Here is an 11,900-nt window from a genome sequence, read left to right as displayed (position 1 = left end):
GGTCAGAGCGCGTTCGCCGTGCCCACCACCGGTCCTCCCGCCGCCCGCCACGCGACGACCCCACCCTCGAGGTGCACGACGTCGGTGCGGCCCGTCGCCAGGACCGCGCTCAGCGCCTGGGCGGAACGGGTCCCGCGTTCGCAGTGCAGGACGAGCGGGCCCGGGGGCAGGATCCCCGGGTCGGCGAGGACGTGCGCGAGAGGCACGTTGAGCGATCCCGGGATCGCGGACTCGGCGTGCTCGACCGGTTCCCGCACGTCGACGACCAGCGGTGCCGCACCCCCAGCGGTCGCGATCAACGCCCGCGCCTGCACCGCGGGCAGCGTGTCCAGGCCGGTGACGGGTTCGCGTCGGGGGTCGGGACGCAGCGGCAGTTCGCGCCAGGTCATCGCGAGCGCGTCGTGGACGAGGACACGCCCCAGCAGCGGACGGCCGGCACCGGTGACGACCTTCACGGCCTCGGTCACCATGGTCGAGGCGACGGCGCCGCACACCCCGCCCAGCACACCCGCCTCGCCGCAGCCGGGGACGGTTCCCGGTGGCGGGGCCGTGGGGAAGAGGTCCCGGTAGGTCGGTCCGTGCCCGGCGTGGAAGACGCTGACGTGACCGTCGAAGCGCAGGACCGCACCCCACACCCAGGGCACACCCACCAGGCTGCACGCGTCGTTGACCAGGTACCGCGTCGCGAAGGTGTCGGAGCCGTCCAGGACGAGGTCGTAGCCGCGCACCAGGTCGAGGGCGTTGGCCGCGGTGAGACGTTCACGGTGGGTCCGGACCACGACCCCGGGGTTCAGCCGTCGCACGGCCTCCGCCGCGCTGTCGACCTTCGCCCGCCCGACGTCCGGCGTGCCGTGGGCGATCTGGCGTTGCAGGTTCGACGCGTCGACGACGTCGTCGTCGACGACGCCGATCGTCCCGAAGCCGGCCGCCGCCAGGTACAGCAGCGCCGGGGACCCCAGACCACCGGCGCCGACGACGAGCACCCGGGTGGCCAGCAGCCGCCGCTGTCCGACCTCACCGATCTCGGGGAGCAGCAGGTGCCGCGAGTAGCGGGCGCGTTGCTCGTCGGTCAGCTGCGGGCCGGGTTCCACGAGAGGCGCGTTCGGGGTCACGGGGAAACCCTCCCTCCCGCCGCGGCGATCCGCTCGGGCGGGCTGTCCTGGCGTTCCAGGGCGGCGCGCAGGGTGTCACCCCCGGTGTCCACCCCCTGACCCACCGCGGGTGGCGCCGATCCCGTGAGCCGTTGCAGGGCACGAGAAGTGGCCTCGAGCACCCCGAGGACGGCGGGTGAGCGCAGGAGCTCGAGGGAACCGGCCGGCCCGTCGAGCGCCACGCACCCCGTGACGCGGGAGGTCTCCCCCGTGTCGTCGACGAGCGGGACGGCGACCACGACGGCGTACTTGCCGACGACCCGGCGGAACTCCTCCACCGACAGTCCCTGCCGTTCCCCGGCGGCGTCGAGGACGCTGACGTCGCGCGCGATCACGGCGCCCGTCGCGACGCACTCCCCGATGACGCCCTTGCCGGGCGCCCACCGCACCCCGGACGCCACCGGTCGGCGCCGGGACCGGACCCGGTGCACCCGCACCAGCCGGGGTGGGCGCAGGAACGGCCGGCGCACGCGGTAGGCGGCGAGGGCGAGGTCGCGCGGGTCGAGGCGGCCGCCGGTCGCGTCGACGACGGCCCACAGGGCCCCGGAGAGCAGGTCGTCGTGCAGTTCCCGGTCGGCGTCGGCACGCCGGTCCAGCGCCCGCGCGAGGACGTGCTCGGCCGTGGAACCGATCGCCAGCACCGCGGTCAGGACGACGAGGGTGACGACCACACCGGCCGAGGGGTTCCAGATGTCGCCACGGTCCAGCGCCAGCGCCGCGCCGACGGCGGCGGCGAGGACGGCGAGAGCGAGGTCGACCCAGGTGCGCACGCCGTCACCGTAGGGGTCCGCTCCGACAGGACCTCCGGACGGCTCACGTCCAGTCGACCCCGCACCCGCTGAACGTGCTCCGCCGGCGCAGGGCCTCGTGGACGGCCTCCTCGACACCGGGCAGTTCGCGCCGCTCGTCACCGTCGGGCAGTTCCACGACGCGGAACGCGTCGGGTCGCACGACCCGGGGTCGCGGACCGTTGACGATCGCGTCGAGGACCCTCGTGAACGCACCGGCCGACGCCAGGGGGGACCGCAGCGGCCGGCCGTCCTCGCGGTGGCGGAGGAGGTCGTCGAGGAGGTCGACCCGGGTGTGCTGCGTCGTCGCCGGTGGACGCCCCGGGAGTTCCTCCACGACCACGTCGAGGGTGTAGTAGAGCGTCAGCCGGCCGCGGGTCCCCTCCACGACGACGAACGGTTCGCCGGGTTCGGCGGCCGCCAGCGTCGCGGCCAGGACGAGGTCCGGGGAGTCGCGCAGCGAGACGACGACGGACGTCGTGTCGTCGGTCTCGATGTCGTTGACCCGGAACGGGTCCACCTCGACGGCGAGCACGTCCTCGAGCGACTGGCGCCCGGCGACGGCCAGCGCGGTCGCCACCGCGTGGGCCAGCGGGTTGGTCAGGACGCCGTCGGCGACGACCTGATCCCCGAGCCGGCGGCGGCCCGCCCAGGGGGCGCGGGTGAAGTAGGAGCGGGCACGCACCCAGCACCCTGCCGCGGAGAAACCCGTCACTTCCCCGATCCGGCCCTCGGCCACGCGGGTACGGACGTGGTCCAGCGCGGCGGACCCGAGGCTCTGGAAACCCACCTGGACGCTGCGGCCCTCCGCCTGCGCGAGGTCGAGGAGATGGGCGAACTCCGTCAGACCCGTCACCGCGGGTTTCTCGAGGACCACGTCGGCCCCGCTGCGCAGCGCCCGTTCCGCGAGGTCCGCGTGGGTGTGCAAGGGGGTGGCGATGGCGACGACGTCGGGTCGCTGCTCGGCGAGGAGGTCGGCGAGGTCGCCGTAGCGGGGGACGTCGGCGGGCAGACCCTCGGGGAGCGCCCCCACCTCGAGTCGCGGGTCCGCGACGCCGGCCCAGCGGAACGTGCTGGCGGCGATCCGGGGACCGAGGCGCGCGAGGTAGGAGTGTCCGTAGCCGTGGACCCCGGCCAGGGCGATCGTGGGGACGGGGTTCACCGTGCTACCTCCGGGGACGAGGGACCCGGGCCGGGTCCGGGGGTTTCGAGCCAGTCGAACGCCGTCTGCTGCGCGGCCGCGTCGAAGGAGTGCCCCACGTCGGCGAACGACGCGCTGTAGGCCTGCGCCGCACCGGCTCCGGTGTAGCGACGACGGATGACCTCGTCCGCGCGGGTCATGCCCTCGCGCGGGAACAACCGGTCGCGGGTGGCGTAGTGGACGTGCAGCGGACGGGGCGCGGCGGCCGCGACGACGTCGGGCCAGTCGGCCACCCGCGCCAGGCCGGGGGTCATGAACGCCCAGGTGTGGGAGTGCACGTGCCGGGCCAGCAGGTCCCGCAACGTCGAGACCATGGCCGCCACCACCACCCGGCCGATGCCGCCCTCCGGGGTGGGTCGCAGCGCGGACGCGATGGCGGCCCGGGCGCCGCCTCCCGACAGACCCACCAGGGCGACGCCGTCGAGGGCCTCGCCGGTGGCCCGGAGGACGTCCAGGGCGAGCAGGTCCTCGCGCGCGATCAACCCCGCCCACGACGTACCCAGCAGACCCAGCGCCTTGGCGATCGCGTCCTCGGCCGGGCCGGCGTGGACGTCGTAGGTGGCGGCCTCGTCGAGCGGTGCTCCGGCGGCGAGTTCCCGCGCGGCGAGTTCGAGTTCGGCGACGGCTTCGCTGCGGGCGGGCATCCCCGCCACGGGCAACCGCCGGCTCCCCCAGCCGTAGGCGTCGTGGACCAGCACGAGGTGGCCGCGACGGGCCAGTTCCTCGGCGGGGGCCCGGCCGCCGTACAGCGCGTCCCGGACCCCGCCGAGGGAGGGGTGGACGGGTCGGCCGTCCGCCCCGTCGGCGAGCTTGTCCAGCCCGAACCGCTTCATCCCGCCGTGGCAGTGCAGGAAGACCGCGGCCGGCAACCGTTGCGGACCGTCGAGGGGTCGCAGCAACCGGCCGCGCACGCGAGGCCCGAACCCGGCGTCCCAGGACAGTTCCCGCCCGGACAGGTCGCCGCGGACCCACTCGGCCTCGACGCGGACGTCGGCCTCGGCGACGCCGGGGACCCGCGGGACCCCGAGCACCGCGTGCAGCCGTCGGCTGACCTCCGCCGGCGTCGGTGCGTCGTCACCGAACAGCGGCCAGGAGTCCTCGAGGACCTCCACCAACCCGTCGAAGACTCCGAGACGATCAGTGGTGGTCATGTCGATCCGGCTCCGTCGCAGGTCGGGAAAGCGCTTGCTCGCACCGTAGTGGGCGGCCTTCCGGGCCAGCAAGCCACCCTCAGGAGATGAGTTCCGAGAGCACCAGGTAGACCAGGAACCCGACGAAGAACCCGACGCTCCCGACGCTCGTCTCGCCGCTCTCGTGCGCCTCCACGAGGAGTTCCTCCGTGGCCAGGTACATGAAGGCGACCGCGCCGAAGGCGAGGACACCGGCGAGCAGGGCGGGCGACGCACCGCCCAGGAGCACCGCCCCGCCGAGGGCACCGCCGATGGTGAGCACGGCGAGGACCGCCGGGAGCAGCGCCACCACGAGGGTGGGGAGGGTTCCCGCGATCGAGGCGGAGAGGGACAGGCCCACGAAGAGGTACTCCACGGCGAGGGCCACGGTGAGCAGGACACCGACCTGGGCCTCGGTGGAGAACCCGGCCCCGAGGATGACGCCGTCGACGAGGAAGTCGATGCCGGTCGCGACGATGAGCCCGACCGGGACCCCCAGCGCCCCGCGGGCCGCGCGTCCGCGTTCGATGCGGGCCCCGACGTGGCGGAAGGTGAACATGACGGCGATGCCGGCGGCGAACCCCGCCACCGCGACCCACGGGGACCGTTCGAGCACGGTAGGGATGAGCTCGATGGCGGTGGCCGCGAAGACGACACCCGCGGCGAAGTGCTGCAGGCCGCTGGTGAGGCGGGGACCGGGGGCACGCACCGCGGCGATGCCGCCGGAGAGCAGGGCCGCTGCGAGCGGGACCAGCGTGTAGAGGGCGATGGTCGAGAGCACCTCGTGATCGTCCCCCGCGACGGGACCGGGCGCCGTCCGTGCGGTTCACCAGGCGAGCGCGCCCTCCCGGTTGACGAAGGTGCCGGTGGGACCGTCGTCGGGGAGGGTCGCGAGGCGGACGATCGCGTCGCTGCCCTCGGTGACGGTCTGGGTCCCCTGGCCGTCGTTGAGGTCGGTGTCGGTGTAGCCGGGGTCGGCGGCGTTGACGAGGATCCCGGGCAGCGCACGGGAGTACTTCAGGGTCAGCATGGTCAGGGCCGTCTTGGAGACGGCGTAGATCGGGGGGACGACCTCCCAGTCGAACATGTCGTGCTCCAGCGTCGCGGCGAAGGAACCGACCGTGGAGGACACGTTGACGATCCGCGGGTGCTCGGAGTTCTGCAGGAGGGGCACGAAGGCGTTGGTGACGCGCAGGACCCCGAGCAGGTTGGTGTCCAGGACCGCCGCGGCCTGTTCCACCGTCGTCCGTTCCAGGGGGGCGACGCCGGAGTTGACGGCGGCGTTGTTGACGAGGACGTCCAGGCGACCGTGCTCGCTCCGGACCCGGGCGGCCGCGGCGTCGACGCTGCCCTGGTCGGTGACGTCGAGGTGCAGGAAGTCGACCCCGAGGTCGGCGGCGGCGGAGCGACCGCGGTCGAGGTCGCGAGCGCCGATCAGGACGGTGTGTCCGGTGGCGGCGAGTCGTCGGGCGGTTTCGCGGCCGATGCCCTTGTTGGCGCCGGTGACGAGGGTGATGGTGTCCATGGCGCCACCTTGCGGGTCGGTCCTGCGGGGCGGAAGGCGCTGCGCCTCGGTAGGACTGCCAGCACCACCCGGCCCACGGGCATGATGCCCGGGTGAGCGGGAGTGCGGGGTTGGGGACGTTGTTGCGGGGGTTGCGCAACCGCTGCGACGTGGGGCCGACCGGGATGGTGGTCACCGCGCGGCGGACGCCCGGGTTGCGCCGTGAGGAGCTCGCGCTGCTGGCGGGGGTGTCGGTGGACTACCTGGTGCAGTTGGAGCAGGGGCGGGCGACACGGCCGTCCGCTCCGGTGGTGGCGGCGTTGTCGCGGGCGTTGCGCCTGGAGGCGGAGGACTCGGACCTGCTGCACCGGGCGGCGGGGTTGGCTCCGGTGCGGGGGGCGTTGTCCCGTGATGTCCCCGAGGGGGCGGAACGGATGGTGTCGCGGTTGCGGGAGTGGCCGGCGGCCGTCTACTCGGCGGACTGGTGGTTGTTGCGGTGGAACCCCGCGTGGACGGCGCTGCTGGGTGGGGTGGGGGAAGGCCGGTCGCGCAACGTGGTGTGGTTCGAGATGACGCAGCCGAATCCGAACGTGCGGGTGGATCCGGTGGAGGACGAGGTGTTCCGGGACGCGATCGTCGGTGACCTGCGGGTGGCGCTGCTGGAGCATCCCGACGATCCGGAGCTGGTGGACCTGGTCGGTGCGTTGCGGGAGGCGAGTCCGGAGTTCGTGGAGCGGTGGGGTGCGGCGCGGCCGGCGCGCTACCGCGGGATGCGCAAGCGGGTGGAGCACCCGGAGGTGGGGACGGTCGTGCTCGACGGTGACGTGGTGCAGTTCCCGGGGTCGGACGTGCGGTTGGTGGTGTACTCCCCCGTCGCGGGTGGCCGGGACGCGGAACGCCTGTCCCGGTTGGCGGGGACCGTCGACGCGCCGGGCCGGTAGCGGGGGCTGGCCGCCGGGTGTACTGGCGGTACACCTCACGGCAGGGACTCCTCCCGCGTGGCGCTGGTCGTTACCGTCGACGGACCTCCACCGGCACCCCGCGACGATCGGAACCGCAGCCCCGTGACCCGTTCCCCGTCGGAGACCCGACCGGTCCCCGCCGCGCTCATGGCCACCGTCGTCCTCCTGACGGCGATCGCTCCGCTGGCCACCGACATGTACGTGCCGGCCTTCCCCGACGTCGCCCGCGATCTCGGCACCTCGGCCACCGCGGTGCAGTTGACGTTGACGACGTTCTTCACCGGGATGGCGGTGGGGCAGCTGGTCGGTGGTCCGGTCTCGGACCAGCGGGGTCGTCGCAGGCCGCTGCTGGTGGCGGTGGTCGTGGTCCTGCTGGCCTCGGTCGCCTGTGCCCTCGCGCCGACGATCACCGTGATGGCCGTGACGCGGTTCGTGCAGGGTCTGGCCGGTGGGTGGGCGATGGTCATCGGGCGGGCCGTCGTGGTCGACCTGGCCACGGGTCACCAGCTGGTGCGTTCGCTCAACCTCGTCCAGGGCGTGGGCGGGGTGGCGCCGATCCTCGCGCCGCTGCTGGGTGGGGTCGTCCTGCAGCTCTGGACGTGGCGGGCTCCGTTCTGGGTCATCGCGGTGATCACCGCGGTGACCCTCGTGGTGGTGTGGTTCGTCGTGCCGGAGTCCCTGTCCGTGGCGGACCGGCACCCCGGCGGGTTGGGGGCCTTCGCCCGGGCGGCGCGCGAGGTCCTGGGGAACCGGGAGTACGTGGGCTACCTGGTGGTGTGTTCGGCGGCCATGGTGGCGTTGTTCGCCTACGTGGCGACGTCGGCGTTCGTGCTGCGGTCGATGAACGGGATGAGCCCCATCGCCTACTCGGTCTCCTTCGCCGCCAACGCGGTGGGCATGACGGTGGCGTCGCTGGTCTCGGCCCGCCTCGCCGGCCGGGTCGCGACCCGCTCGGTGATCCTCACCGGTCAGGTCCTGGCCCTGGCCGCCGGCGTCGGCATGCTGGTGGGGGCGTTCTGGCTGGGGACTCCGCTGCCGCTGGCCCTGGGGTGCTTCTTCGCCCTCATGGTGGCGATCGGTCTGGTGCTCGGGAACGCCGGTGCCCTGGCCAACGCTGCGGTGCCGGACCACCCGGGGACGGGTTCGGCGGTGCTGGGGATGCTGCAGTGGGGCACCGCCGGGGTCGCGGCTCCGTTGGCCGGGCTCGGTGGGGAGGACAGTTCCGTCCCGGTGGCGCTGCTGATGACGGTGGGCGCCCTCGTCTCGCTGGCGGCCCTGGTGAGCGTCACCGGAACCCGGCGTCGCGCCGGCACCCCGGTCGTGCGTTCCCCTGGGGCCGGTGGTGGTGCTCGGCTCTGAGCCGTGGCCGTCGGGTCCTGCGTCGGGCGCGACGCGTCACTTCCCGCTCAGAGGACTCCGGTCCCCAGCAGCACGAGCAGCACGACGCCGAGGAGGACCCGGTAGCCGATGAAGACGGTGATGGGGTGGCGGGCGACCAGTCGGAGCAACCCGGCGATGGAGGCGTAGGCCACGACGAGGCTCACCAGGGTCGCGACGAGCGTGGGGGTCCAGCCGACGCTGGCGCTGATGTCCGAGGCGCTGCCGGCGGCCTCGTAGGCCCCGGCGGCGGTCAGCGCCGGGATGGAGAGGAAGAACGACAACCGGGTCGCCGTGACGCGGTCCAGGCCGCGGAACAGGGCGGCGCTGATGGTGGCCCCCGACCGCGACACCCCGGGGACCAGGGCGACGCACTGGACGAGCCCGATGACCAGGACGTCGGAGAGCCGGACGTCGCGCTCCGACCGTTCCTGACTGCCGCGCCGTTCCGCGAGGTACATGACCGCGCTCCACGCGATGAGGGCGACGGCGACGACGCCAAGACTGCGCAGGCGTCCCGAGACGAGGTCACGGGCGGCGAAACCCACGATGCCGATGGGGACGGAACCCGCGATGACGAACCAGGCGAGGCGGTAGTCCGGGTCGCGGCGGGCGGCGGGGTGCAGGAGTCCGGACCCCCAGGCCCGCACCAGCCTGACGATGTCGGTGCGGAAGTAGATCAGGACGGCGGCGATGGCTCCGACCTGGATGATCGCGGTGAACGCGGTCACCCCGGGGTCGTCGACCCGCAGGCCGAGGAGTCGTTCGGCGATGGTCAGGTGTCCGGTGCTGGAGACGGGGAGGAACTCCGTGATCCCCTCGACGACTCCGAGCACGAGGGCCTGGGCGATGTCCATGCGGTGCAGTCCTCAGATCGTTCTCGACGGGTGGCGGTTCGGTGGTTCGCGTCAGTCTCCGCTGCTGGCCTGGGCGGGGCCGCTGGTCATCTGGTCCGCCCACACGGCCTCGGCGCCGGAGTCGCCCACCCGGTAGACCTGGACGCCGGCGGCGACGGCGGCGACCACGGACAGCACGGCGACGACGCCGAGGCCCCGCACGGCCCGCGGGCCTCGACCGCGAGCGCCGGGGTCCTGCTCGCCGTTGGTGAGGTCCGGGGTGTCGGCGCGGTGGCGGCGCTGGACCCACCACAGGACGATCGCGAGCAGCGTCATGGGGAGGGCGAACCAGACGAGCTGGTCTCCGAGTTCGGCGTGGGCGCCGGGGTCGCCGACGCGGTGTTCGAGGGCTTCTCCGCTGCTCGTCGCGATCGGGCAGAGGGCGGTGGCGATCACCGCGACGAGGGCGTTGAGCCCGCCGTAGCGGGCGCGCCAGCGGGGCAGGACGGCGACGAGGATCGTGCCCAGCACCGCGAGCGGGAGGAGCACGACGACGGCGTGGACGACGAGGGGGTGGACGGGGAGTCCGTTGACGGTGTCCAGCACGGGGTTCCTCCAGGGCTGCGGCTTCGGGGAGCGGTGTGCCGCACACTGGCGGTGGGGCCGGTGGGGAGCTGCACGCGACGACGTCGACTACTATTGCTTCAGTAGTAGACACGGAGACCAGGGAGGCGTCAACCGGTGGTGAGGCGATCGCGCGGCGCGCTCGAGGACGCCGTCCTGACCGTGGTGCAGACCGCGGACCGCCCGTTGTCCGTGGCCGACGTGGTGGACCGTCTCGACGACGACCCCGCCTACACGACGGTCATGACCACGCTGACCCGGTTGTGGTCCAAGGGGGCGTTGCTGCGCGAACCGGCGGGGCGCGGCTACACCTACGCACCGGCGGCGGCGCCGGACGAGCTCGTCTCCGCCCGGGCCGCGCGCAGCATGCGACGCCTCCTGGACGGGGAGGGCCGCCGCACCGACATCCTCGCGAGGTTCGTCTCCGAACTGGATCCCGACGACGAGCAGTTCCTGCTGGAGGTCCTCACGCGCACCGCCGCCGAGAACCCCCGGACGGACGCGTGACCCGCGTGCTCGCCACGGCGCCCGACGCGTTGGACGTGCTCGTCCCGCTCTGCGTCGCGTGGTCGCTGGTGCTGCGGGTCGTGGCCCGCCGGCGGGCCGAGGAGACCTCCTGGCGACGGGCGGTGGTCCTGTTCGCGCTCGCGGCCGCCGCGACGACGACCTGCGTGCTCACGGCGGCCGCGGTCGTGATCGGTGTCCTCCTGGCCCGCACGTCGTGGCTGGCGCACTGGGGTCGGTGGCACCCGACGGCGTTGCCGGAACCCGGGGTGTCCTCGTGGTGGGCCGTTCCCGTCGCCCTCGTGCTGCTCGTCCTGCTCGGGGCCACCGCGCGTCACGTCGTCCTGGTGGTCGCCAGCCTGTGGAGGGCCGAACTCGCCTGCCGTGACGTGGACACCCGCAGCACCCCCGACGGGGGGACCTGGACCGTCCTGGAGAGCGCCTCCCCCGACGCGTTCGCCCTCCCGGGGTGGCGACGTCCGGTGGAGGGGGGACGTCAGCGCGGACGGGTCGTGGTCTCCTCCGCGATGCTCGCCGCCCTCGACCCCGACCAGCAACGCGTCCTCGTGGAGCACGAGCGCTCCCACCTGCGCCACCGGCACCCGGTGTGGATCCAGCTCGCCGAGTCGTGCGCGGTGCTGAACCCGTTGCTGCGCGGGGTGCCCGAGGTCGTGCGCGCTGCCGCGGAACGGCAGGCGGACCTCGACGCCGCCGCCTGCGTCGCGGACCAGGAACTCACCGCGCGGACCATCGCCACCGCCGCCCTGGCACGGGCCCGGGTGGTGCCGCGCGAGCGCCGTCCCCCCGCTCCCGCCGCTCCTGCGGCCACCGGCGGCGACGTCGTCCACCGGGTGGAGTACCTGCTGCGCCCGGAGCGCCGCCGGTCCACGCGGTCCGCCACGCTGCTGCTGGTGGCCATCGTGCTGCTCGCCTCGTCGACCTCGCTGGTCACCGGATACTGCGCGATCGCCCGCCTGGACGACACCCGCGCCCCGGCCGGCGCGACCGCGGTCTCGGGCGCGACGACCCGCCCCTCAGACGCTGCGACCCACCAGTGAGCCGATCCCGTAGGTGACGGCCATCGCGAGCGCGCCGCCCAGGACCGTCCGCAGACCCGCCCGGCGCCGCCCGGCCCCGCCGAGCTGGGCGCTGACCCCGCCCGTGACGGCCAACGCGACCAGGACGGCGACGAAGCACGCCGCCACCCGCACCGCGACCGGGGTGAGCAGGATGGCCAGCAGGGGGACGAGGGCCCCGAGGGTGAACGCCGCCGCGGACGTCCCGGCGGCCGTCCAGGGACCCGCGACCTCGTCGGGGTCGATGCCGAGTTCGGCGTCGGCGTGGGCGCGCAGGGGGTCGTGGGCGGTCAGTTCGAGAGCCACCTGCTCGGCCAGGGCGCGGGAGAGGCCCTTGTCGACGTAGATCGCCGTGAGCTCGGCGAGTTCTTCCTCGGGCATCTCGGCCAGTTCACGGCGTTCCGCGGCGAGCAGGGCCTGCTGGGTGTCGCGCTGGGTGGAGACGGACACGTACTCCCCCGCCGCCATCGACAGCGCCCCGGCGACGAGGCCCGCGACGCCGGCGGTGAGCAACGCCGTCCGGTCCGTCGTGGCCCCCGCGACACCGACGACGAGACCCGCCACCGAGACGATGCCGTCGTTGGCGCCGAGGACACCGGCCCGCAGCCAGTTCAACCGCGACGCCAGGCTCCCCCGGTGCAGGGCCGGTTCCCCGGCGTGGGGCGTCTGGGTGGCAGCGCGGGCGAGGTCGTCGGTCACGGGCCCAGC

General features: G+C 74.1%; 13 protein-coding genes. 4 read left to right on the top strand and 9 right to left on the bottom strand.

Annotated elements, in window-relative coordinates; all coding sequences use genetic code 11:
• Positions 1 to 2: 2 nt before the first annotated feature.
• The 6 genes from AC0I8G_RS12095 to AC0I8G_RS12070 all read right to left on the bottom strand — a co-directional run bounded on the left by AC0I8G_RS12095 (position 3) and on the right by AC0I8G_RS12070 (position 5,834).
• A complete protein-coding gene (locus tag AC0I8G_RS12095; RefSeq protein ID WP_471730137.1) occupies positions 3 to 1,112 on the bottom strand; it encodes a ThiF family adenylyltransferase in 1,110 nt (369 codons plus the stop codon).
• Entirely contained in the window at positions 1,109 to 1,921 is an 813-nt protein-coding gene (locus tag AC0I8G_RS12090) for a hypothetical protein (RefSeq protein ID WP_471730136.1), read from the bottom strand. The genes AC0I8G_RS12095 and AC0I8G_RS12090 overlap by 4 nt, the downstream gene beginning before the upstream one ends.
• A gap of 43 nt (positions 1,922 to 1,964) precedes the next feature.
• Entirely contained in the window at positions 1,965 to 3,101 is a 1,137-nt protein-coding gene (locus AC0I8G_RS12085) for a Gfo/Idh/MocA family protein (RefSeq protein WP_471730135.1), read from the bottom strand.
• Positions 3,098 to 4,291 carry an acetylesterase gene (locus tag AC0I8G_RS12080; protein ID WP_471730134.1) on the bottom strand — a complete coding sequence of 398 codons (1,194 nt, stop codon included), beginning with the start codon at positions 4,289 to 4,291 and terminating at the stop codon, positions 3,098 to 3,100. Before AC0I8G_RS12080 ends, AC0I8G_RS12085 begins: the two co-directional genes overlap by 4 nt.
• Before the next feature lie 79 nt (positions 4,292 to 4,370).
• A complete protein-coding gene (locus AC0I8G_RS12075) occupies positions 4,371 to 5,090 on the bottom strand; it encodes a ZIP family metal transporter (protein WP_471730133.1) in 720 nt (239 codons plus the stop codon).
• 45 nt (positions 5,091 to 5,135) lie between these two features.
• On the bottom strand, positions 5,136 to 5,834 hold the full coding sequence (locus AC0I8G_RS12070; protein WP_471730132.1) for an SDR family oxidoreductase: 699 nt from the start codon (positions 5,832 to 5,834) through the stop codon (positions 5,136 to 5,138).
• Between the two features lie 92 nt (positions 5,835 to 5,926).
• Here AC0I8G_RS12070 and AC0I8G_RS12065 point away from each other — a divergent pair, with 92 nt between their 5' ends.
• Together AC0I8G_RS12065 and AC0I8G_RS12060 are read left to right on the top strand one after the other, a co-directional pair.
• A complete protein-coding gene (locus AC0I8G_RS12065) occupies positions 5,927 to 6,754 on the top strand; it encodes a helix-turn-helix domain-containing protein (protein WP_471730131.1) in 828 nt (275 codons plus the stop codon).
• A gap of 123 nt (positions 6,755 to 6,877) precedes the next feature.
• Positions 6,878 to 8,134, top strand: coding sequence for a multidrug effflux MFS transporter (locus AC0I8G_RS12060; RefSeq protein WP_471730130.1), 1,257 nt, complete (start codon positions 6,878 to 6,880; stop codon positions 8,132 to 8,134).
• A 47-nt stretch (positions 8,135 to 8,181) separates the two neighbouring features.
• On the opposite strand, the gene AC0I8G_RS12055 is transcribed toward AC0I8G_RS12060, so the two are convergent.
• Together AC0I8G_RS12055 and AC0I8G_RS12050 are read right to left on the bottom strand one after the other, a co-directional pair.
• Complete coding sequence (locus tag AC0I8G_RS12055; RefSeq protein ID WP_471730129.1) at positions 8,182 to 9,009, bottom strand: undecaprenyl-diphosphate phosphatase; 828 nt, start codon at positions 9,007 to 9,009, stop codon at positions 8,182 to 8,184.
• 51 nt (positions 9,010 to 9,060) lie between these two features.
• On the bottom strand, positions 9,061 to 9,594 hold the full coding sequence (locus AC0I8G_RS12050) for a DUF2231 domain-containing protein (protein ID WP_471730128.1): 534 nt from the start codon (positions 9,592 to 9,594) through the stop codon (positions 9,061 to 9,063).
• A gap of 135 nt (positions 9,595 to 9,729) precedes the next feature.
• Between AC0I8G_RS12050 and AC0I8G_RS12045 the strand changes: the two genes are divergently transcribed.
• The gene (locus AC0I8G_RS12045) at positions 9,730 to 10,119 is read left to right on the top strand and encodes a BlaI/MecI/CopY family transcriptional regulator (RefSeq protein WP_471730127.1); all 390 of its coding nucleotides are present in this window, start codon (positions 9,730 to 9,732) and stop codon (positions 10,117 to 10,119) included.
• Positions 10,116 to 11,174, top strand: coding sequence for a M56 family metallopeptidase (locus AC0I8G_RS12040; protein WP_471730126.1), 1,059 nt, complete (start codon positions 10,116 to 10,118; stop codon positions 11,172 to 11,174). Before AC0I8G_RS12045 ends, AC0I8G_RS12040 begins: the two co-directional genes overlap by 4 nt.
• Here the strand turns inward: AC0I8G_RS12040 and AC0I8G_RS12035 are convergent.
• Entirely contained in the window at positions 11,151 to 11,891 is a 741-nt protein-coding gene (locus AC0I8G_RS12035; protein WP_471730125.1) for a VIT1/CCC1 transporter family protein, read from the bottom strand. The genes AC0I8G_RS12040 and AC0I8G_RS12035 overlap by 24 nt on opposite strands.
• Positions 11,892 to 11,900: the final 9 nt, after the last annotated feature.

Source organism: Kineococcus sp. AC630 (genome assembly GCF_979255925.1).
The sequence above is the reverse complement of the archived record's forward strand: the minus strand, read 5'-3'. Positions and strand labels throughout refer to the sequence as shown.

Bases quoted from the DNA above. Each gene is read 5' to 3' on its own strand.
- AC0I8G_RS12080 (WP_471730134.1), bottom strand. From the start codon at position 4,291: ATGACCACCACTGATCGTCTCGGAGTCTTCGACGGGTTGGTGGAGGTC.
- AC0I8G_RS12070 (WP_471730132.1), bottom strand. From the start codon at position 5,834: ATGGACACCATCACCCTCGTCACCGGCGCCAACAAGGGCATCGGCCGC.
- AC0I8G_RS12055 (WP_471730129.1), bottom strand. From the start codon at position 9,009: ATGGACATCGCCCAGGCCCTCGTGCTCGGAGTCGTCGAGGGGATCACG.